Source organism: Priestia sp. SB1 (genome assembly GCF_038898415.1).
Window position 1 is genome coordinate 640,788 of sequence record NZ_JBBJSS010000001.1, and the last position, 20,911, is coordinate 661,698.

22 protein-coding genes are annotated in these 20,911 nt (G+C 38.2%); 7 read left to right on the plus strand and 15 right to left on the minus strand.

Going from position 1 to position 20,911, the window contains the following annotated elements; all coding sequences use genetic code 11:
• Positions 1–337: 337 nt before the first annotated feature.
• Positions 338–1,120 carry a DUF1189 domain-containing protein gene (locus tag WKH56_RS03320; protein WP_048019744.1) on the plus strand — a complete coding sequence of 261 codons (783 nt, stop codon included), beginning with the start codon at positions 338–340 and terminating at the stop codon, positions 1,118–1,120.
• A gap of 151 nt (positions 1,121–1,271) precedes the next feature.
• On the opposite strand, the gene WKH56_RS03325 is transcribed toward WKH56_RS03320, so the two are convergent.
• Positions 1,272–2,483, minus strand: coding sequence for an MFS transporter (locus WKH56_RS03325; protein WP_053074054.1), 1,212 nt, complete (start codon positions 2,481–2,483; stop codon positions 1,272–1,274).
• Positions 2,484–2,559: 76 nt separating this feature from the next.
• Here WKH56_RS03325 and WKH56_RS03330 point away from each other — a divergent pair, with 76 nt between their 5' ends.
• Together WKH56_RS03330 and ispG are read left to right on the plus strand one after the other, a co-directional pair.
• Positions 2,560–2,892, plus strand: coding sequence for a hypothetical protein (locus tag WKH56_RS03330; protein WP_028411630.1), 333 nt, complete (start codon positions 2,560–2,562; stop codon positions 2,890–2,892).
• Positions 2,893–3,043: 151 nt separating this feature from the next.
• Positions 3,044–4,147 (plus strand): flavodoxin-dependent (E)-4-hydroxy-3-methylbut-2-enyl-diphosphate synthase, encoded by a 1,104-nt coding sequence (ispG, locus tag WKH56_RS03335; protein ID WP_201763664.1) that lies wholly within the window; start codon positions 3,044–3,046, stop codon positions 4,145–4,147.
• A gap of 36 nt (positions 4,148–4,183) precedes the next feature.
• On the opposite strand, the gene WKH56_RS03340 is transcribed toward ispG, so the two are convergent.
• Positions 4,184–4,549 carry a G protein-coupled receptor family protein gene (locus WKH56_RS03340; protein WP_013059205.1) on the minus strand — a complete coding sequence of 122 codons (366 nt, stop codon included), beginning with the start codon at positions 4,547–4,549 and terminating at the stop codon, positions 4,184–4,186.
• 259 nt (positions 4,550–4,808) lie between these two features.
• On the opposite strand from WKH56_RS03340, the gene WKH56_RS03345 reads away from it, so the two are divergent.
• On the plus strand, positions 4,809–5,384 hold the full coding sequence (locus WKH56_RS03345) for a 5' nucleotidase, NT5C type (RefSeq protein WP_034271152.1): 576 nt from the start codon (positions 4,809–4,811) through the stop codon (positions 5,382–5,384).
• Between the two features lie 30 nt (positions 5,385–5,414).
• On the opposite strand, the gene WKH56_RS03350 is transcribed toward WKH56_RS03345, so the two are convergent.
• Genes WKH56_RS03350 through WKH56_RS03360 form a run of 3 tightly spaced genes read right to left on the minus strand, consistent with a single transcriptional unit; the run spans position 5,415 to position 7,443 of the window.
• Entirely contained in the window at positions 5,415–5,828 is a 414-nt protein-coding gene (locus tag WKH56_RS03350) for a Fur family transcriptional regulator (protein WP_013059207.1), read from the minus strand.
• Entirely contained in the window at positions 5,825–6,667 is an 843-nt protein-coding gene (locus WKH56_RS03355) for a metal ABC transporter permease (protein ID WP_028411633.1), read from the minus strand. Before WKH56_RS03355 ends, WKH56_RS03350 begins: the two co-directional genes overlap by 4 nt.
• Positions 6,664–7,443, minus strand: coding sequence for a metal ABC transporter ATP-binding protein (locus WKH56_RS03360; RefSeq protein WP_028411634.1), 780 nt, complete (start codon positions 7,441–7,443; stop codon positions 6,664–6,666). The genes WKH56_RS03355 and WKH56_RS03360 overlap by 4 nt, the downstream gene beginning before the upstream one ends.
• A 273-nt stretch (positions 7,444–7,716) precedes the next feature.
• On the opposite strand from WKH56_RS03360, the gene WKH56_RS03365 reads away from it, so the two are divergent.
• Positions 7,717–7,968 (plus strand): DUF2624 domain-containing protein, encoded by a 252-nt coding sequence (locus WKH56_RS03365; RefSeq protein ID WP_013059210.1) that lies wholly within the window; start codon positions 7,717–7,719, stop codon positions 7,966–7,968.
• Between the two features lie 49 nt (positions 7,969–8,017).
• On the opposite strand, the gene WKH56_RS03370 is transcribed toward WKH56_RS03365, so the two are convergent.
• Complete coding sequence (locus tag WKH56_RS03370) at positions 8,018–8,905, minus strand: deoxyribonuclease IV (RefSeq protein ID WP_028411635.1); 888 nt, start codon at positions 8,903–8,905, stop codon at positions 8,018–8,020.
• 28 nt (positions 8,906–8,933) lie between these two features.
• Positions 8,934–10,253 carry a DEAD/DEAH box helicase gene (locus WKH56_RS03375; RefSeq protein ID WP_013059212.1) on the minus strand — a complete coding sequence of 440 codons (1,320 nt, stop codon included), beginning with the start codon at positions 10,251–10,253 and terminating at the stop codon, positions 8,934–8,936.
• Positions 10,254–10,429: 176 nt separating this feature from the next.
• Between WKH56_RS03375 and WKH56_RS03380 the strand changes: the two genes are divergently transcribed.
• Positions 10,430–11,143: a YqfQ family protein gene (locus WKH56_RS03380; RefSeq protein WP_223546251.1), complete on the plus strand. Its 714-nt coding sequence runs from the start codon at positions 10,430–10,432 to the stop codon at positions 11,141–11,143.
• A 128-nt stretch (positions 11,144–11,271) separates the two neighbouring features.
• Positions 11,272–12,222: a 4-hydroxy-3-methylbut-2-enyl diphosphate reductase gene (locus WKH56_RS03385; RefSeq protein ID WP_028411638.1), complete on the plus strand. Its 951-nt coding sequence runs from the start codon at positions 11,272–11,274 to the stop codon at positions 12,220–12,222.
• Between the two features lie 43 nt (positions 12,223–12,265).
• On the opposite strand, the gene WKH56_RS03390 is transcribed toward WKH56_RS03385, so the two are convergent.
• The 8 genes from WKH56_RS03390 to WKH56_RS03425 form a co-directional block, all read right to left on the minus strand.
• Positions 12,266–13,387 carry a Nif3-like dinuclear metal center hexameric protein gene (locus WKH56_RS03390; protein ID WP_048019743.1) on the minus strand — a complete coding sequence of 374 codons (1,122 nt, stop codon included), beginning with the start codon at positions 13,385–13,387 and terminating at the stop codon, positions 12,266–12,268.
• Complete coding sequence (locus tag WKH56_RS03395) at positions 13,384–14,088, minus strand: tRNA (adenine(22)-N(1))-methyltransferase (RefSeq protein WP_028411640.1); 705 nt, start codon at positions 14,086–14,088, stop codon at positions 13,384–13,386. The genes WKH56_RS03390 and WKH56_RS03395 overlap by 4 nt, the downstream gene beginning before the upstream one ends.
• Positions 14,089–14,257: 169 nt before the next feature.
• Positions 14,258–14,617, minus strand: coding sequence for a cytochrome c550 (cccA, locus tag WKH56_RS03400; protein ID WP_048019742.1), 360 nt, complete (start codon positions 14,615–14,617; stop codon positions 14,258–14,260).
• A 131-nt stretch (positions 14,618–14,748) separates the two neighbouring features.
• Positions 14,749–15,888, minus strand: a complete 1,140-nt coding sequence (locus tag WKH56_RS03405; protein ID WP_028411642.1) for an acyl-CoA dehydrogenase family protein — start codon at positions 15,886–15,888, stop codon at positions 14,749–14,751.
• Between the two features lie 385 nt (positions 15,889–16,273).
• The gene (gene rpoD, locus WKH56_RS03410; RefSeq protein WP_013059219.1) at positions 16,274–17,407 is read right to left on the minus strand and encodes an RNA polymerase sigma factor RpoD; all 1,134 of its coding nucleotides are present in this window, start codon (positions 17,405–17,407) and stop codon (positions 16,274–16,276) included.
• Positions 17,408–17,472: 65 nt separating this feature from the next.
• A complete protein-coding gene (gene dnaG / locus WKH56_RS03415) occupies positions 17,473–19,281 on the minus strand; it encodes a DNA primase (RefSeq protein WP_016765586.1) in 1,809 nt (602 codons plus the stop codon).
• A gap of 41 nt (positions 19,282–19,322) precedes the next feature.
• Positions 19,323–19,793, minus strand: coding sequence for a YaiI/YqxD family protein (locus WKH56_RS03420; protein WP_028411643.1), 471 nt, complete (start codon positions 19,791–19,793; stop codon positions 19,323–19,325).
• Positions 19,794–20,104: 311 nt separating this feature from the next.
• Complete coding sequence (locus WKH56_RS03425; RefSeq protein ID WP_014458195.1) at positions 20,105–20,908, minus strand: pyruvate, water dikinase regulatory protein; 804 nt, start codon at positions 20,906–20,908, stop codon at positions 20,105–20,107.
• Positions 20,909–20,911 lie beyond the last annotated feature (3 nt).

The following is a 20,911-nucleotide window of genomic DNA, read 5'->3' on the forward strand; positions in this document are numbered from 1 at the left end:
ACCTATCCTTTTTATTATTACTATTTATCATACAATAACCACTCCTATAAAGAAAGACCTTGCACCACGAGACCTTCCTTTATTTTACTTTCAAATATATCTTCAGATAACGATTTTCGAGTGTACCACTGCACTATTAACAGCACAGTCCTCAAACTGCCCGTAATATCCCCCAAAAACAATGACAGCAAAATCTGTACATATAAAGAAATGCTTTTGACAAAACGCTCCATCGCACTATTGTAATTGGTAACGTTTTCTAAAATCTATTGTAAACCTTAAATTTCCGCTATAAAATAAGGTATAATCAGAATTTTCAATAATAGGAGGCTTTACAATGAGCATGCTGAAAAAGATAGCATGGAGTTTTACTTCCTTCAAAAAAATAAGATCGCTTCGCTTTGAGCATACGAATAAAACAATTGGCTTTGTGCTGTTTTTAACATTCATTTCTTTGCTGCCTACATTTTTCTTTATGACTTTGACGATTGTAAACGGCTATCATACCGCGACTACAGATCTCCCGAAATCTGTTTCTTCTTTTTCTATTTCAAATTCACAGCTTACGTCAAGCCAACCTTTCACAAAAAAAGTAAACGGTACCGCTTTTATCTTAGACCCCTCACAGTCTATTGAACGGTTTCATTCCCCTGCTCATGCAATTGGTTTTTTAAAGGATGGAATTTACATCACGACTAATTCACAAACACAAACGTATTCATATGAGTTGCTAAACTGGCATCATAAAGATAAAAATGAACTGTTAAACTTGCTGCACGAACAAAAATTTTCTTTATACATACTTGTCCCTATCGCTATGCTTTTACTGTACGTATTAACATCTGGACTAAACTTCCTTTCTATTACCTGCCTTGCTTATCTTGGAAAACTGATTGGACTCATCACTAAGAAGCAGCTTCCTTTCAAACAGCTATGGGCACTGAGCGCTTATAGTACGGTAGCCTTCACGCTGCTTTATACGCTTTTTGAAGCTTTTTCTTTGTCTCTAGCAACACATAGCTCTCTTTACTGGATAGGAACGTTCTTCATTTACTTATTGCTCGTCACAAGGGTTCCTATGAGAAAAAAGGTAAAACCTAATAAAGCGATTGAAACATAACGAAATGAATCCAATCAACGGCTAGAAGCACCTACATACATAAAATCTATGTTTACCCTGCCAATGAAAAGCTCCGAACGAATTTAATTCTTGATCAAGAATCAAATTTGTTGGGAGCTTCTTCAACTAACATACTTTTGTCCCAGCCTCTTTATTTCTGTACAACTTTTCTTCTCCCCATTGCAGAAGAAAAAATTTTCAACTGATACAAAACCCACAAACCTCCTGCTGCGAGCAAACTAAAGCTATAAATAAACATCAGCCTTTCAGTATGCATCCACACTTCAAAAACAACGGGTCCCAGCGCTACTCCTAAAAATCTCACCGTTCCATAAATGGATACAATAAATCCTCTTTCTTCGTCTGAAGCCGCTGAAGTAATCATCATATTAATACAAGGAAGAACAAATCCTAAGCCGCCAAAGGCGACTGTCAAACAAAACATCAGCACAGGAAGCGTATAAATCACCGTTAATACTCCAAACATTACGAATAAAAGAATCATTCCTACTATCATCAATTTTTTCATGAGCACTACATCTGTTTTGATTCGCTGACCGGTCCAATAAGAAACGAGCGTCATCGCGCCAAGAGGAAATAAAAAAGCGGTTCCTTTGAAAAAACCGTCTATATGATACGTTTCCTCTATTAAAAAAGATAAGTAATATAAAATGCCAAATAATAAAAACAACCCCAGTCCCCCGACAAAGAATAAAGGAAAAAGCGATTTTCTTTTATCATAGACAATCCCAATGGCTCTCTTTAAATACTCTCCAACAGATACTGAATCTGAACCTGTTTTCGCTTCTCTCACATACAAGGCTATACCTACTAAAGCAGCACCTGCCGCTAAAGGATACACAAAAAATGCGGCATACCATACAACGAGTGCCGCCGTTGCTCCAATTATAGGTGCAACCACTTTTCCAGCTCCATTATATACTTCTAAAATCCCAAGGACTTTTGCTCTTTTTTCCCCTGTAAATACATCTCCAGTTAATGCCATTGCCAACGTTGTAGTACCAGCAGCGCCAATCCCTTGAATCACTCTTCCAGCCATCAACACAGCAAAGCTTCCAGAAGAGACCAAAGCGCTACTAGCAGCGACAAGGCTACCGATTATCATCACGATGAGGGAATACATAATTAATTTTTTACGTCCATATCGATCTGATAAAATTCCTACCGCAGGAATACACAATGCAGCCGGAATCGAAAATACACTCAGTATCAAACTGGTTTGGACTCCACTTAAGTGAAGTGACTTTTGAATGCTTGGCAGCAGAGGAATGAGCATGGAATTTCCCAGCACCATGATGAAAGGCAATAAGCCTAATGAAACAATCATTAATTTTTCTTTCAATTTTCGTTCTCCAATCATATTTAAGTAAGACAAGCATAGGCTTTACACATAAGCAAAAGAATGAAGGAGGAGCGTAATGAAAAAGCTATGTGCATTAGCCGCTTTCGCTTTTATCGGATATATTTGTCACTACGACATTAAATACGGTACCATTCCTACTGCGACTGAAGCAGTTCAAGTCAGCAAAGCGCAGCCTGCAGAAACAAAAGCCGCCAGCTCTTCTTCCACCTATACAAAAATAAAAATTAAGCCAGGCGATACAGTTTTGTCCGTCATTGAAGAGCTTACAAAAAAATCGATACCGGTTTCTATGAACCAAATGATTAAAGACTTTAAGAAGTTAAATAACGGTACAGCGCCTGAAGATATTCAAATTGGAAAAACGTATAAGTTCCCTATTTACAAGTAATGACAGCATTCTTCTTGTCAAGATGGGATAGTCATTGTTAAAATAGCTAAGGTAGTACTTTCTACTAGTTATTTTGTTCATAAAGAGTTATTCTATTAATGAATTCAAATTCTTGATTTCATTTTGAAGGAGAGATTATCACGTGAGTGAAATTATACATCGTACAAAAACACGCCCCGTCAAAGTTGGAGATTTAACAATTGGGGGCAGTAACGAATTAGTTATTCAAAGTATGACAACCACTAAAACACATGATGTTGAAGCAACGGTTGCAGAAATTAAACGTTTAGAAGAAGCAGGATGCCAAGTTGTTCGTGTTGCTTGTCCAGATGAGCGCGCAGCAGATGCAATCCCTGAAATTAAAAAACGCATTAACATTCCATTAGTTGTAGATATTCATTTTGACTATCGCTTAGCGTTAAAAGCAATTGAAGGCGGAGCGGATAAAATCCGTATCAACCCAGGTAATATTGGACGCCGTGAAAAAGTGGAAGCTGTTGTAAATGCTGCAAAAGCTAAAAATATTCCAATTCGTATTGGAGTTAACGCCGGTTCACTGGAAAAACGTATTTTAGATAAATACGGCTATCCGACAGCAGATGGCATGGTAGAAAGTGCACTTCATCACATTAAAATTTTAGAAGACCTTGATTTCCATGACATCATCGTTTCAATGAAAGCATCCGATGTTAACTTGGCAATTGAAGCATATGAAAAAGCTGCTCAAGCTTTTGACTACCCTCTTCACTTAGGAATTACAGAATCGGGTACATTATTTGCGGGAACTGTAAAAAGTGCAGCAGGTCTTGGCGCTATTTTGTCTAAAGGAATCGGAAATACATTACGTATTTCTTTAAGTGCGGATCCTGTAGAAGAAGTAAAAGTTGCACGCGAGTTGCTAAAATCATTCGGTTTAGCTTCCAATGCTGCAACGCTTATTTCTTGCCCAACTTGCGGACGTATTGAAATTGATTTAATTAGCATTGCTAATGAAGTTGAAGAGTATATTTCAACTGTAAAAGCACCGATTAAAGTAGCGGTACTTGGCTGCGCTGTAAACGGTCCTGGCGAAGCTCGTGAAGCTGATATCGGGATTGCAGGAGCACGCGGTGAAGGTCTTCTATTCCGCAAAGGTGAAATCGTACGCAAAGTTCCGGAAGAAACAATGGTTGAGGAACTAAAAAAAGAAATTGATAAAATTGCTGCTGAATATCACGCAAAGCAAGAAGCTGAAAAAGCTGCAGCTAAATCATAACCAAAAAAAGCGAGGCGCATATGCGCCTCGCTTTTTTTATGAAAAGAACGGTAATATAAACGTACCGACAATAATCGATACAACTCCGATCCCTATTGCCCATGCTCCTAGCGTAAGTGCTCCTTTTCTGCGTGCGATAAACCCTAGAATAATCCCAGCGGCACCAAGAATAATTGGTAAAAAGAATAGTGAAAGAATCGAAAGCACGAGTGCGAAACGACCGTATCCCGTTCCTTCTCCTCGTCCAGCGACTTCATGATTGCGATTGCGGTCAATATCTATAACTTCACGCTCTGCATGTGGCTCTCCTACTCGGTAAGGAACGCCCACTTCAGCTGCAGTTTCTTCCATGAAATCAGCTTCATATACATCTTTTCTACGCCTTTGTTCTTCATTCTCCATGCTTAATCCCTCGCTTTCGTAAATAAGGAGCATTTATAGTATCTGAATGCGAGAAAAAATTATAAGTGTTAATCTTATACAGCTGCTCATTTTCTTGCAAAAATAGATACCTGCACGATTCCCACACCGTATAATCATCCTTATCTTTTTTCTTAAGGAGTATAAAAAGTATTACTGTTTCTCTTTAGGCTTTATGTTACACTAGACAAGAATAATCAAGCACCTAAGTAGAATAAACGTATTAAAGGAGTGCACGTAGTTGACAAAAAAGTTTGGAATTGACATTGATGGAACTGTTACCTCTCCTGAAACTTTTGTTCCTCATTTAAATAAAGCCTTTAACTTAAATTTAACACTTGAAGATATTACAGAATATGATTTCAGCCCTTTTGTAAATGTATCACCTGCAGAACTCGGGAAATGGTTTAAAGCAAATGAACGCTCTATTTACGAAACCTCTCCACTTGCAGACGATGCAAAAGCGGTTTTGCAAAAGTGGCATCAAAAGCACGAATTATTCTTTATTAGTGCAAGGCACGATCAGCTATTGGACGTCACGGAAGAATGGTTTCAAAAAAATGAGCTATCGTTTCATCACATTGAGTTAGTCGGCTCTCATTTTAAAGTTGAGACAGCAAAACGATACGATGTTGATATCTTTTTTGAAGACAAACATGATAATGCTTGTGAAATCAGTGAAGAATGCAATATTCCCGTTATCTTATTTGATACTCCTTATAATCGCTTACCTGTTCCAAAAGGAGTGGTTCGCGTATATAACTGGCTAGAAGCAGATCAGTGGGTAGCCGACTGGTTAAAAGAACAGCAAAAATAAAAAAGAGAGGTGCATAGCACCCTCTCTTTTTTATTGATTACATTCGATACATTGACCGTAAATTTCGAATTTATGGCCTGTAATATTATACCCTCGCAAATCCTCGTCTACATACTCCATCGGACAAGCTTCAATTTCTTTTGTTTTTCCACAATCTAAACAAATGAAGTGGTGATGATGATGAGCAGTTGCACATTTAAATCGAAAGTGCTTTTCGCTCGAAAGCTCCGTCATTTCAAGTACGCCTAACTCCACAAATAATGATAAATTACGGTAGATTGTATCAAAACTTAGACCAGGATAATCAGGCTTCATATATTCTAATACATCTTTTGCCGTTAAGTACTTATTTGATTTTGAAAACAAGGCAAGCATTTCTTCACGTTTTCCTGTATGTTTATATCCTTGATCTTTTAATAAATGAATGGCTTCAGTTAAATTCATTTTTGTTTCCCCTTCCGTCCTTTATTAATCATAATAGATATGATTAAAATAACAACAGCAATGACAACAATTGTACCGCCTGGTGCTAAATCCAAGTAGTACGCTGAAAATAATCCGCCTAAAACAGATATTTCACCAAAAATCACCGAAAGCAGAATCGTTTGTTTAAAGCCTCTAGCTAAGCGAATGCTTGCTGCTACAGGAAGAGTCATAAGCGATGACACCAATAGAATACCGACGATACGCATCGATACAGCAATGACAAGAGCAACCATCACGATAAATAAAAAGTGCATCCACTTCGATTTAATTCCAGAAGCAGAAGCATGCTCCTCGTCAAAAGATAAAATAAACAATTCTTTATATAAGAAAAAGACAATAGCTATTACAAATACGGCTATGACAACAACTGTCCAAAGATCCGAACGACTAACTGCACTCACGCTTCCAAACAAATAATTCATTAAATCATTATTAAAACCGTCTGCCAGCGAGATACAAATTGCACTAATACCAATTCCGCCCGATAAAATAATCGGAATGGCAAGCTCTTGATAGTGCTTGTAGACCCCTCGAAGCTTCTCGATAAAAAGAGCCCCTGTAACGGAAGACACCATTCCTAAATAGACGGGGTTCACTCCTTGCATAAACCCTATTTTCTGACTAAGAAGCAAGCTCGCAGAAATTCCGGCTAGCGTCACGTGACTTAACGCATCTGCAATTAAAGAAAGACGTCTTACTACGATGAACGTGCCCAATAAAGGAGCTAAGACGCCAATAATCATACCTGTTAAAAATGCATTTCGCAAAAACTCAAATTGAAATAAACTGCTTATCATACGTGCTGCCCTCCATGATGATGATCATGGGTTAACACATGAACATTATGACCATAAAACATAGATACGTCATGTTCACAAAGCTGTTCGAATTCTTTGGCATTCCCATGAAAGTGTAAAAATTTATTTAAACAAGCAACGTGGGTTACTTTTTCCGAGACAGTTCCAATATCGTGAGTAACAAGCACAAGCGTAATTCCTTTTTCTTTATTTAACTTTTCAAGAAGCTCATAAAAAGTGTATACATTTTGTGCATCCACTCCGACCGTAGGCTCATCTAAAATTAACAGCTCGGGCTCACTTACAAGCGCGCGTGCAATAAAAATTCGCTGCTGCTGACCACCGGATAGCTCTCCTATGTTTCGATTTAAAAATTCGCTCATCCCCACTGCTTCTACCGCTTCTTTTACCTTTTGTTTATGAGAAGCATTCATAAAGCGAAACAAACCTAGTTTTGAAGTAAGGCCCGTGGAAACCACTTCAAAAACGGTAGCAGGAAAGCCGCTGTTGAAACTATTCGCTTTTTGCGATACATATCCAATTTTACTTCGTTCTTTAAACCTTCTCTGATCTTTTCCAAATAAACGAATTGAACCTTGAGATGGTTTTTGCAAACCAAGCAAACATTTGATTAGCGTTGATTTCCCAGAACCATTTGGACCAACGAGCCCCAAAAAAGCTCCTTTTGGAATTGAAAAACTTATATCTTCTAATACATTCACTCCATCATATTGAAATGATAAATGATCAATTTCAATGATATCAGGTGTATTCATATGCGCCTCACCATTCTTTTTTTATATTTCTCCATACAAAAGAGGGCACGGTTTCTATCGTATACTCCGTTACCCATTTACTTTCTCAGAATCATTACGATTTAGTCATTAATGTAGTATACAGGATTGTGTTTTATTTGTAAACTAAGCCGTTTCACTCTTTCGCTTTCTTACCCCCGTAGGTTCATCCGACTCAAAATGTTGTTTTATTACACAATATAGTCACATCTTTCTTTTTTATTCATAAACTGTATATGACGAGGAGGTAATCATATGAAAATTGTACAGCAGATTGTCAATAAGAAAGTAAACAATATTACCCCGAAAGAGCTTTTAAAGTATAGCAAACAATACAACATCCCCATTACAGATCAGCAGGCACACACCCTTGTATCTGTCATTAGACAGCAGCCCGTAAATATTTATAACCTTGAAGAGCGCCGAAATTTAATCAAACAAATTGCTCAAGTAACAGATCGTGAAACTGCCAGACGCGTGAACGAATTATTTCAGCAGTTAATGTAAAAGAAGAGGTCATGTCTGTAGACATGACCTCTTTCAATCACATATGAAATTACATAAGCTTTTGTTTTAATTCTGAATCAAAGCTTTGTGCACGAATCATATCAATTTCCAATTGATATGGCGCTTTTTTATTTTTCTTATCTTCTCCTACATAAGGAGTTTCTAGAATTTTAGGAACTTCTTTAAACGCTGGGTGATGAACAATATAATTCAGTGCACCAAATCCGATTTCACCAAACCCAATGTTTTCATGACGGTCTTTTCGAGCACCGCATACATTTTTACTATCATTGATGTGAAGCACTTTAATTCGCTGTATTCCTACGGTTTTGTCAAATTCATTTAATACACCGTCAAAGTCTTGAACGATATCGTAACCAGCATCATGTACGTGACATGTGTCAAAACAAACAGAGAGCTTTTCATTGTGCGTCACACCATCAATAATTTGGGCGATTTCTTCAAAGCTTCTTCCACACTCTGTTCCTTTTCCAGCCATTGTCTCAAGCGCAATTTGAACTTCTTGATCAGCTGTCAACACTTCGTTTAGACCGTTGATAATTTGCTGAATACCAGCATCTGCTCCGGCCCCCACATGAGCCCCTGGATGAAGAACAATTTGCTTTGCGCCAAGAGCATGGGTGCGCTGAATTTCAGACGTTAAGAAATCTACTCCAAGCTCAAATGTTTCGGGCTTTGTTGTATTCCCTAAATTAATGATATAAGGAGCATGTACAACAATATCTTTCATTCCATGCTCTTTCATATGCAAAAGACCAGCTTCAATATTAAGCTCTTCAATCTTTTTGCGACGAGTATTTTGTGGAGCGCCTGTATAGATCATAAACGTATTTGCTCCATAAGAAGCTGCCTCTTCACTTGCTCCTAAAAGCATCTTTTTGCCGCTCATCGATACGTGAGAACCAATTTTCAACATTCTTTTTTACACCTCTAACCTATTGCGATTAACGATTGTTGCGTCTTTCACTACGCTTTTTCTTTTGCACGTACTTTGTAATTTCACGAGCACGTTTTTTCTTATAGCCAGGCTTTACTTTCTTAGGCTTTTGAATAAAACGATGTGCCTCTTCTCCCACTTCATCCGCTTTCTTCACACGCTTTTTACGGCGGTTACGGTCATCAATAGAAACCCATTCTTGCTTTTGAAGATCTTTGTTTACAAATTCGATTCCCATTTTCTCTAGCTTATTTACTGCATCTTCATCTTCCACATCGAAGATTGTAGCAGCAATTCCAGAATGACCAGCACGAGCTGTACGGCCTACGCGGTGAATGTAGAAATCTAGATCTGAAGGAAGCTCAAAGTTAATAACGTGTGAAATCCCTTCAATATCAATACCGCGAGCTGCTAAATCTGTCGCTACTACGTATTGAAATTCTAAATTATTAATTTGCTTCATCATTTTCTTACGGTCACGAGGAGATAAGTCTCCGTGAATTCTTCCTACTTTTAAGCCTTTAGACAGTAGGTCATCTGCTACTTCGTCCGCCATTTTCTTTGTATTTGTAAAGACGATAGCTAAATAAGGATTATACGAAATAAGCATATCGTGCAGCAGCTTAAACTTGTTACGATGACGTAGTGGAACTAATACATGCTCTAATTTAGCCGCTGCTGCTTGCTTCGGCGAAACATGCGTAAATTTTGGATTTTCCATGTATTTTTTTAAGAATGGCTTTAATTTTTCAGGAATCGTTGCTGAAAAAACAAGCATCTGTAATTTTTCAGGCATGTTGCTTGCCAAACGGTCCACATCTTCTAAAAATCCCATATCAAGCATTAAATCAGCTTCGTCTACTACTAACGCCTTAGTTGTATACACAACTAACGCTTTTTCATTTACTAAATCAAACAAACGAGCCGGTGTTCCTACAACCACTTGAGGCTGTTTCTTTAATTTGTCGATTGTACGCTGCTTATCTGTACCGCCGATAAAACATTTTGCTGAAATTTCTTCTCCTTCAGCACTGTGTTTTGTTAGCTTTAAGACTTCTTGATAAATTTGAGAAGCAAGCTCACGAGTTGGAGCGGTAATTACAACTTGTACTTCTTCTTTTTTAGGATCTACCTTTTCAAGTAAAGGTAATAAATAAGCGTGTGTTTTGCCCGTCCCTGTTTGTGACTGACCAATTACACTTTCCCCTTTTAAAACGGAAGGAATTAAGCGCTCTTGAATCTCTGTAGGCTGATAAAAACCTAATTGTTTAATTGCTTCTATTAAAAATGGTTGAAACTCAAAACGTTCAAAGTTTGTTTTTTCCATAATAGTCTCCTTTTTTACATTCACGTTCATCTTTTAAGGCACAATATATGATTATAATCGATTTTTCCTTCTGTGACTACTTCTCATTCATATTACTAAAACTTATTACCTGTTTCAAAAACATTTTATCGCGAGTTGCATACGATAGTAAAAGAAAATCTACTTTACTAAAGGAGGTGCGTCCTTTGCTACAGCGAAGACCACCATTTCCACCCGGTATGCAAAGAAGAATGATGCCAGGAATGCCACCGCAAAACGGTTTTGGGCAACAACCTGGTAACTTTGGCCAATTTAATCCATTACAGCAGTTTCGTAACTTTGCCCAGCAAACAAATGCTCAACAATCATTTTACCCGAATCAGCAAGGCCTGAACCGTGGAGGAGGTAACTTCTTAACTCGCCTATTCCGAAGAGGCGGGAATAGAAACATCCCCTTTCAACAAGCAGCAGCTGCTGCTCCTCGAGGTTCTTTGTTTTCAGGCCTTTCAGGAGCCCAAGGTGCTGCAGGAGCGACCAACTCTTCTTCCCTGCTTGGAGGTTTACAAGGTTTAACGAACCCTGCTAACTTAAGCTCCATGATGGGAAATGTTCAGCGAGTATTAAAAGCTGCGGAAACGATGGGACCTATGATTCAACAATACGGACCTCTTGTCAAAAATGCTCCTTCTCTATGGAAAATCTATCAGGCCCTGCGCTCAAGTGACGATACAGATGAAGTACTCGAAGCAGAAGGAACAGAGGTTGCTGAAACTGATGAAAGCAAAGACAGTAAGGTTTTGTCAACAGGCGCAGAAAGCACGGATTCATCTGATGATGAGCTGGATTTCTTCGAAGAAGAAATTGAACTTTCCTCTAGAGATCGAGTGTCTAAACCAAAACTTTATATTTGATAAATCTGCTAGTTCCGTAAGTAAAGACAGTAAGTAAAAAAAGAATATCTTTGTATTCTTCCTTCCTCTTTTATATAATAGAAGCGAGTTGAATTGCTCGTCAGGATTATGATGAGGAGGAAATTGAAATGAAAGTTATTAAAATCGCACCGCGCGGCTATTGTTATGGTGTAGTAGACGCAATGGTCATTGCACGAAACGCCGCTTTAGATAAATCATTGCCTCGACCAATCTATATCTTAGGAATGATTGTTCATAATAAACACGTTACAGATGCGTTTGAAGAGGACGGCATTATCACACTGGACGGTGCTAATCGCCTAGAAATCTTAGACCAAATAAATGAAGGAACCGTTATTTTTACGGCGCACGGAGTATCTCCAGAAGTAAAAGAACGAGCAAAAGAAAAAGGTTTAACAACAATCGATGCTACATGTCCGGATGTTACAAAAACCCACGACCTTATTCGCCAAAAAGAAAAAGAAGGTTATGACGTTATTTATATCGGAAAAAGAAATCACCCTGAGCCAGAAGGTGCACTTGGCATCGCACCAGATATCGTTCATTTAATTGAAAAAGCAGAAGACGTAGCCCATTTAAATATTCAACGTGAAAAAGTCATTGTAACCAATCAGACAACAATGAGTCAGTGGGACGTTGCAGATGTCATGGAAAAAGTAAAAGAAAAATATCCGCACGCTGAAGTTCACAAGGAAATTTGTTTAGCTACACAAGTTCGCCAAGAAGCTGTAGCTGAGCAAGCAGGTGAAGCAGATGTTACAATCGTAGTAGGAGATCCTAAAAGTAACAATTCAAACCGTCTAGCTCAAGTATCAATGGAGATTGCCGGCACTGAGGCATATCGCATCGGTGACATCTCAGAGCTTCAGATCGAATGGTTGATGAACGCGAAAACCGTAGCTGTTACGGCAGGCGCATCTACCCCTACTCCAATCACAAAAGAGGTCATCAATTTTCTAGATCAGTTCGATCCGGAAGATGAAACAACATGGACACGTGAAAAAAGTGTGCCTCTTTCAAAAATTTTACCAAAAGTTCGAACAAAAAAATCGTCTTAATAGACGCAAAAGAAGGTGTTGACATTCGTCAACACCTTCTTTGTTACATAAACGTAAATGGGTTTGTGTCTACTTTTGAATCAAATACTTCACACTCAAAGTTTTTCGCTTCAAAAAGACTGTTTAATACGCGTGTTACACCTTGTCTCATGACTTTTTCAACATGATGACCAGGATCTACAACGTTTAATCCCATTGCCATTGCATCATGCGCAACGTGGAAATACAAATCACCTGTTACATAGGCATCTGCTCCGCTAAATTTTGCGTTTGTAATATATTTGTTTCCGTCTCCGCCAAGAACAGCTACTTTTTTCACAGTGGCATCCATAGACCCTACTACTCTGACACCATCTACATCCAATGCTTGTTTAACGTGATCGGCAAACTGTTTTAACGTCATCTCTTCTTTTAACTTACCAATTCGTCCAAGTCCAAGCGTTTCGCCCGTTTGTTCCACTGGATAAATGTCATAGGCTACTTCTTCGTAAGGATGAGCACTGAGCATGGCACGAATAATTTTATTTTGTTGACCCGCTTCAAAAATAGTTTCAACTTTTGTTTCATTGACACGTTCTAGCTCTCCTTTTGAGCCAATGTATGGATTGGCTTCTGAAGAAGGTTTAAATGTGCCTTCGCCTTCTGTTGAAAACGTACAGTCGCTGTAAAGGCCAACATGTCCAGCTCCCGCATCACAAATAGCTGTGCGCACTGCTTCAGCGTCATTTGAAGGAACAAATACAGCTAGCTTTTTCAATTGAATCGACGTTGTCGGAACCAGCACTTTTGTCTCTTGTAGCCCCAACGCTTCGGCTAACAAGTCATTTACTCCGCCTTTAGCTATATCTAAGTTTGTATGAGCAGCATATACGGCAATATCATGCTTAATGCATTTCTCTAAAATACGCCCTTCAGGACGATCTGTAACCACTTGTTTTAGAGGTCTAAAGATAGGAGGATGATGAGCAATAATTAAATCCACTTGTTTTTCAATTGCTTCGTCTACGACCGTTTCAAGAACATCTAACGTTACCATTACTTTTTTTACAGGCTTGTTTAACGTTCCAATCTGTAAACCAATTTTATCTCCTTCAACCGCTAAATGCTTGGGAGAAAATGATTCAAATGCCTCAATTACTTGAAATCCGTTAGGGATTTTACTCATTTTAACGCCTCCTCAATTAATGAGATGTCTTGGGTAAGTTTTTGAAGTTTTGCTTTGCTTTCCTCTGACTGAGCCTGTTCCATTTGACTGACAATTTGTTTAAGATGATTTAGTTCATGCGTCCACTTTGTCATAAAAGCAGAAGAGCGCTTTTCTTTTAAAATAGGGCCCATTAACACGCCGGCTTCCACTTCCCCGTTATACGGAGCTAAAGGGTTTCCAGGTTCAGCGACGATGACTTCATACATACGACCGTCTTCTTCGATGATTTTTTCATCAATTATTTCCCAGTTGTGTTGAATCAGCCAGCTGCGAATATGATGTGAACCAATATTTGGCTGAAGCACAAGTCTTTTTACTCCTTCTAATTTTGCCTTCCCTTCTTCTAAAATCATCGTAATAAGCGTTCCGCCCATTCCGCAGATTGTAATACAGTCTACTTCATTCGGCGATATTACTTCTAGGCCGTTTCCTTTTCGAACATCAATAACATCCGTTAAGCTTGTTTTTTTCACCTGCTGAATAGCCGATTGCAGGGGACCTTCTGTAATTTCACCTGCTACAGCGCCGCTAATATATCCATTTAAATAAGCAAAACATGGCAAATACGCATGATCTGAGCCAATGTCTGCTATCTTTGCTCCCAAAGGAATCGACTTTACTACTTCTTCAAGTCTTGTTGATAAGTTTAATTCATTCATTTTGTCACCTATTCTCTATGTGATTACTGTTCATTATTTTAACATAGATAGCTGCATGATTCCTATTTCTCTTCATGTTTTCCTTCTAGCTGAATGCGTATAAAAAAATCATAAAAAAAAAGCCTGCTTTATAAATGAGCGGCTTTCCAGAAAATCATGTTTCTGAACTCTATTTAATTTCGGATACCCATTTAGCCATTTCCTTCGCTTTTTCCGGAGGAACCAGCCCGGCCGGCATGTTTCCTTTACCGTTTACAACAATATTTGCAATTTCTTCTTGAGAAACTTTTTTCCCAATTCCTTTTAACGAAGGACCTACTCCACCTTGATACTGATCACCGTGACAACCAATACAAGTTTTTTGATAAATTTCTTCTGGTTTAGCTGAAGCCTGCTGTTCCGCGCCACCGCCTTCTTTTTCAGCCGCGATTTCTTTTGCATTGTTCAATCCGTTGAACGAAAGCGTTAACATTAAAGCAATCCCAATTACCGCAATTAATAAAAATGGTATTAGCGGATTTCGCTTCACTCACTATACCCCCTTTATGTATTCCCATCCCTAGAAATAACAAAATAGTATAAGCACTTTTATTTTACTTGAAAATGCTCATAAGTGAAAGGGTTTTATTTACATAATTAACTAATTTCTTATTGCTTATCTTAACAGCCAATTTGCCTTGCAATAACAGAGCGCTGAATTTCCGAAGTTCCTTCTCCAATTTCTAAAAGCTTGGCATCCCGTAAATACCGCTCCACGTGATACTCTTTCATGTAGCCGTATCCTCCATGAATCTGCACAGCTTGACTGGCTACTTCCATACAAATTTCAGAAGCATACAGTTTACACATAGCTGCTTCTTTCGTAAATGGCTTTCCTTGGTCTTTTAACCACGCTGCTTTATACACCATATTTCTTGCTAACTCAATTTTCATGGCCATATCAGCTAATTTAAACTGAATCGCTTGAAACGATGAAATAGCTTTCCCAAACTGCTTTCTTTCCTGCGCATATGACAGTGCTTTTTCATAAGCCGCTTGAGCGATTCCAACGGCCATTGCCCCAATTCCAATTCTTCCCCCGTCAAGCGTCATTAGAAATTGTTTGAATCCTTCTCCTCTTACACCGAGTAAATTCTCTTCAGGCACTTCAACATCCTCTAAAACGAGTTCAGTTGTATTTGAAGCATGTAGACCCATTTTCTCGTAATTGTCTATTACAGTAAAACCTCGAGCTTCTGTAGGCACGATAATAGCTGAAATTTCTTTTTTACCTTCTGTACGGTTTGTAACAGCTGTTAAAGCTAAAAACTTTGCATAGCTGGCATTCGTAATATAGCATTTACTTCCATTAATCCTAAATGTTCCATCCTTCAACACTGCTTCGGTCTCCGTTCCCCCCGCGTCACTTCCTGCGTTCGGTTCGGTTAAACCAAACGCTCCAAAAGATTCCCCGGAGCATAAAGCTGGTAGGTACTGTTCTTTTTGCTCCTTTGTTCCGAATAAATAAATAGGTGCCCCCCCGAGCGAAACATGAGCTGAGTATGTAATTCCTGTAGAGCCACAAGCTTTACTTAACTCCTCTACGACAATAGCAAAACTAACCGTATCTGCGCCTCCGCCACCATATTCTTCAGGAAAAGGAAGGCCCATTACACCAAGCTCACTTAACTTTTTAAAAACATCAAGCGGAAATTGCTTACTTCGATCGCGCTCTAGTGCATTTGGTGCTACTTCAGCTTCTGAAAATTCTCTCAGCGTCCGTTGAATCATCTTTTGTTCATTGGTTAATTCATAATTCATTTTTATTCCCCCTAAAAAATGTATACGCTTACATTATCTAATTATAATTCATTTTTGTAAATTTTCTCAACTTTTAAAACGTTTTAATTTTTTCATGTTATAATAGAGGAGTATTCATCAATGCAAGAATAAAATGAGAGCGATTCCATTTTTTTCGGATGTTTAAATGAAATTTGAACATCTTACGCTTCTATAACAAAAGAATATAAAGGAGCATTTGCAAAACGAAGGACAATTCAGTAAAATATATGAAAGAAGAAAAGTTGGTAAAAAAATCAATATAATTCTTTAAAATGCGTTTTCATGAAATTTATTCCATAAAAAAACAGATAGCCTCTTTCCGCAGGGAAAGAAGCTATCTCATAAGCGCTATTTACGCTTTTATCTATTCTAAGAAATCTTTTAAACGTTTGCTTCGACTAGGGTGACGAAGCTTGCGAAGCGCTTTAGCTTCAATTTGACGAATACGCTCACGCGTTACGCCAAATACTTTTCCTACTTCTTCAAGCGTACGCGTACGCCCATCGTCCAGACCAAAGCGGAGTCTAAGAACATTTTCTTCGCGATCTGTTAACGTATCAAGGACGTCTTCTAACTGCTCTTTTAATAATTCATATGCAGCATGTTCAGAAGGTGATGTTGCATCCTGGTCTTCAATGAAGTCACCTAAATGAGAATCATCTTCCTCACCAATTGGCGTTTCAAGAGAAACCGGCTCTTGGGCAATTTTTAAGATTTCACGAACTTTTTCTGGTGTTAAGTCCATATCTTCTGCAATTTCTTCAGGAGATGGTTCGCGACCTAAATCTTGTAGAAGCTGACGTTGAACACGAATTAGTTTGTTAATCGTTTCAACCATATGAACAGGGATACGAATCGTTCTTGCTTGGTCAGCAATCGCACGAGTAATAGCTTGACGAATCCACCATGTCGCATACGTACTGAATTTATAACCTTTGCGATAATCAAATTTTTCTACCGCTTTAATAAGACCCATGTTTCCTTCTTGAATTAAATCAAGAAACAGCATACCGCGTCCAACATAGCGTTTAGCGATACTTACCACAAGACGTAAGTTTGCTTCAGCAAGACGACGTTTCGCTTCTTCATCGCCTTCTTCAATACGTTTTGCTAAATTGATTTCTTCCTCTGCCGACAATAAGTCAACGCGTCCGATTTCTTTTAAGTACATACGAACTGGATCATTAATTTTCACACCAGGAGGTACACTTAAATCATTTAAATCAAACTCTTCTTCTTTTGACAGTTCTTGAATATCGGGATCGGCATCGTCATCATTTGCTTCAGATTCACTCATTACTTCAACACCTTGTTCTCCAAGGTATTCATAATATTCATCCATTTGATCGGATTCAATTTCGAAGTTCGCCATACGCTCTGCAATTTCTTCGTATGTTAGCACACCACGTTTTTTTCCGATTTCGGTCAATTGATCTTTTACTTGTTCAATTGTTAAATCTGAATCAAGTTGTTTTGATTGAGCTGATTTTTCAGCCATCAGATCCCCTCCTTCCAAAATTTTAAGGAAAACCTTCTAAAAGTGGGACTAATACGCAACATCGTTTATTTTAACGTTTTTTTCAACTGTAAAATTTCCATTGCTATTGTCGCAGCTTTTAAATAATCTTTTTGACGCTCTGCTTCTTGCTTTTCTGCTTCTTTTTTTTCTATCGCTACCCTTTGTGGATAAATCAATATCGTTTGGATATAATCATTCAAAGCTTGCTCCGACAATTCATCATTGATTGACATCATCGCCAATTCTGAAGCTAGACTAGACAACGAAGATTCGGGCAACCGCTCAATAAATCCGCTCGGATTAGGCTCGTGTCCTTCCTCGTAATAGGCATACAAATATAGAACAAGCGCACGATGTTCTTCGACATTGAACTGACCTTGAAGTCGGTCTTGAATTCTAAATGCTACATCCTTATCTTTCAACATATGAGCGATCAAAAAACGTTCTGCATTTTGATAAGCCGGTAATAAGCTTCTCTTTACGACTGGTTGTCTATTTATATTATTTCGATTTGGAGAATCATTATCCTTTTTCTTTTTTTCCGTTCGATACACTTGATACTGCTGTTCTTTAAGCGCATCTAATGAAATGGAAAACTCTTGTGCCAATTGGCGTAAATAATGATCTCGCTCTACAGCTTTTGTAAGGAGGCTTATTTCTTTCAAAACGTCTTCAATGTATTGCATACGTTCAGATTCATTTTGTAGATTTCGCTTTCGGCGGAGATACCTCATTTGAAATGCCATAAAGGTCAAGCTGCTATTAATAACATCATTTTGAAACTTCTCTGCCCCGTATTCTTTAATATAATCATCCGGGTCATAACCATCCGGCATCACAGCAATCTTAACGGTACAACCCACATTTGTTAAGATAGCAGTTGCTTTGTGCGCTGCTTCAATTCCAGCAGAATCTGCATCATAGCAAATGATAACGGACTCTACATTTCGGCGAATAATTTTGGCTTGTTCTTCTGTTAAGGCAGTTCCCATTGTTGCAATTGCGTTTGGGCACCCCGCTTTAACAGCTGAAATAACATCTGCAAATCCTTCAAATAAAATAACCTGCTGATTTTTGCGTATATGTTTTTTAGCGCGGTGAAAGTTGTAGAGTGTGCGACTTTTGTTAAAAATAGAAGTTTCGGGACTGTTTAAATATTTAGGCTGCCCTTTTATCTCTTTTAGCAGGCGCCCTGAAAATGCAATTGTTTTGCCTTGCAAGTCAGCAATAGGAAACATAATTCGATCGCGAAAACGATCAAAGTACGTTTCATCTTGGTTGCGTTTAATGATTAAACCTGCATGTTCCATCTCTTGCGGATTAAACCCACGTTTTGTTAAGAACTTACTTACAAATTCCCACGAATCTAAAGCAAAACCTATCTCAAATTCATCGATAATTTCTCGTGAAAACCCTCGATTTATTAAATAATCATAAGCATCTTGGCCTTCTTTTGTATTTACCAATAAATGATGGTAAAATTTCTTTAAAAGCTCGTGTGCTTCAATCATTTTATTGCTAGGCTTTTGATTATCTTCTTCATGAGGATGTATCTCATGTTCAAAAGGAATATCTCCTTTTTCAGCAAGCTGCTGAGCTGCTTCCGTGAAGGACAGTCCTTCTAATTCCATTATGAATGAAAATGAATTCCCTCCTGCACCGCATCCAAAGCAATGATAAATTTGTTTATCAGGCGATACTGAAAAAGATGGTGTGCTTTCCCCATGAAACGGACAGAGTCCAAAATAATTGCGCCCTTGTTTTTTTAGTTGTACATAATCGCTTATGACGTCGACAATATCTACTGAATGCCGAATACGGTCGATTACTTCATCAGGAATTCGATTTGCCATAGTAACAGCTCCGTATTTCATATAATATTCTTCACTAAGTGCTAAATTCCTGCAAGTTTCGACAACATTTTTTCAAAAGCTTGAATGAAATGCTGGCGATCTTCTTCACTAAATGCCTTTGGGCCTTTAGTATGACGCCCTGACCGTCGCTCTTTTGCAGAAACATAGCGAAAGAAAAGCACCGTATTCATTTCGTCGTCATTATAGTACTTTCCACGAGGAGACAGTGCGTAAACCCCTCGACTTACTAACATGCTTGCTAAGCCAGTATCTTGAGTTACGACAATATCCTGCTTGGCTGCGTGATTTAAAATATATAAATCTGCGGCTTCCTTTTCTGCATCTACATAGACCCATTTTCCTGGTGTAGGATTTGTTTGCATGTGAGCATAGGAAGCAACAAACACAAGCTCGATGTCATATGTATGTGTAAGTTCAACGATTTCTGCTTTAACAGGGCATGCATCAGCATCGACAAAAACTTTACTTTTTCTTTTGCTATAACTCTGTATTCTACATCCCTCCAGAGATTCCTTCTAACAATTTGTTATTTCCTGTAGATGGCATTTGTCGAATACTTTTTTCGATTTTGACTTGACTTTTATATAAATAGTTTATTCGTTCTTAACAAAGTCTAAACCTAAAACTATTCTTTTTTATCACAATTTTTTATTATAATATAAACAACCTATATTTTCTATACCAAAGTCACTTGTTTTTAAAAGTTCTGTCATATTCATCTTTGGTATATTTTCTTAGGCTTACAGCATACAAACATAAGAAAGCAATCTCCTTTCTGTCACGCACGGAGGAGATCCATCGTTTATTTCTTTTTGATGGTATTGAGAATGATACCAGCTGTTTCTTCTACGGCTCTGTTGGATACATCAACCACTTCACAGCCAATCTTATCTACAATTCCTTGGAAGAATTCAAGTTCTTCTTTAATACGGCCAATATTAGCATAAATTGCTTTATCGTTTAGCCCAAGAGACTTTAAACGCTCTTTACGAATATCGTTTAATTTTTCAGGACTAATAGTAAGTCCTATACATTTCTCAGGTGATACGTGAAACAGCTCTTCTGGCGGATCTACCTCAGGTACAATCGGAACGTTGGCTACTTTCAAACGCTTGTGTGCTAAAAACTGAGAAAGAGGTGTTTTAGACGTTCTTGATACACCGATTAATACGATATCCGCTCTAAGAATGCCTCTTGGATCACGCCCATCATCATATTTCACTGCAAATTCAATCGCTTCTACTTTCTTAAAATAATCTTCGTCTAACTTTCTAGCCATTCCAGGCTCATAGCGAGGAGAAAGTTGATAAGAAGATTGAATTTTATCAATTAAAGGTCCAATAATATCAAATACCTCTACCCCGTTTTTGGACGCTTCTTGAATTAAAAATTCTCTCATTTCGGGCTTTACTAGCGTAAAGCCAATAATAGCGTTGTTCAACTTCGCTACTGAAACCACTTCTGAAAGTGTTGCGATGTCCTCTACGTAAGGTACTCTTTTAATTACAAAGTCCGTCATATTGAACTGACTTGATGCAGCCTTTACAACTAGTTCAGCTGTCTCACCTACAGAATCCGAAATGACATAAAGACATGGGTTGTTCATATT

Coding starts and splice junctions, on each gene's coding strand:
- WKH56_RS03340 (WP_013059205.1), bottom strand. CDS start 4,549: ATGGAGAATGAAGAACAAAGGCGTAGAAAAGATGTATATGAAGCTGAT.
- WKH56_RS03365 (WP_013059210.1), top strand. CDS start 7,717: ATGAAAATTGTACAGCAGATTGTCAATAAGAAAGTAAACAATATTACC.
- dnaG (WP_016765586.1), bottom strand. CDS start 19,281: ATGGCAAATCGAATTCCTGATGAAGTAATCGACCGTATTCGGCATTCA.
- WKH56_RS03395 (WP_028411640.1), bottom strand. CDS start 14,088: ATGAATGAATTAAACTTATCAACAAGACTTGAAGAAGTAGTAAAGTCG.
- WKH56_RS03350 (WP_013059207.1), bottom strand. CDS start 5,828: ATGAATTTAACTGAAGCCATTCATTTATTAAAAGATCAAGGATATAAA.
- WKH56_RS03390 (WP_048019743.1), bottom strand. CDS start 13,387: ATGAGTAAAATCCCTAACGGATTTCAAGTAATTGAGGCATTTGAATCA.
- WKH56_RS03375 (WP_013059212.1), bottom strand. CDS start 10,253: ATGGAAAAAACAAACTTTGAACGTTTTGAGTTTCAACCATTTTTAATA.
- WKH56_RS03385 (WP_028411638.1), top strand. CDS start 11,272: ATGAAAGTTATTAAAATCGCACCGCGCGGCTATTGTTATGGTGTAGTA.
- WKH56_RS03370 (WP_028411635.1), bottom strand. CDS start 8,905: ATGTTGAAAATTGGTTCTCACGTATCGATGAGCGGCAAAAAGATGCTT.
- WKH56_RS03355 (WP_028411633.1), bottom strand. CDS start 6,667: ATGATAAGCAGTTTATTTCAATTTGAGTTTTTGCGAAATGCATTTTTA.
- WKH56_RS03320 (WP_048019744.1), top strand. CDS start 338: ATGAGCATGCTGAAAAAGATAGCATGGAGTTTTACTTCCTTCAAAAAA.
- WKH56_RS03405 (WP_028411642.1), bottom strand. CDS start 15,888: ATGAATTATGAATTAACCAATGAACAAAAGATGATTCAACGGACGCTG.
- rpoD (WP_013059219.1), bottom strand. CDS start 17,407: ATGGCTGAAAAATCAGCTCAATCAAAACAACTTGATTCAGATTTAACA.
- WKH56_RS03360 (WP_028411634.1), bottom strand. CDS start 7,443: ATGAATACACCTGATATCATTGAAATTGATCATTTATCATTTCAATAT.
- WKH56_RS03425 (WP_014458195.1), bottom strand. CDS start 20,908: ATGAACAACCCATGTCTTTATGTCATTTCGGATTCTGTAGGTGAGACA.
- WKH56_RS03330 (WP_028411630.1), top strand. CDS start 2,560: ATGAAAAAGCTATGTGCATTAGCCGCTTTCGCTTTTATCGGATATATT.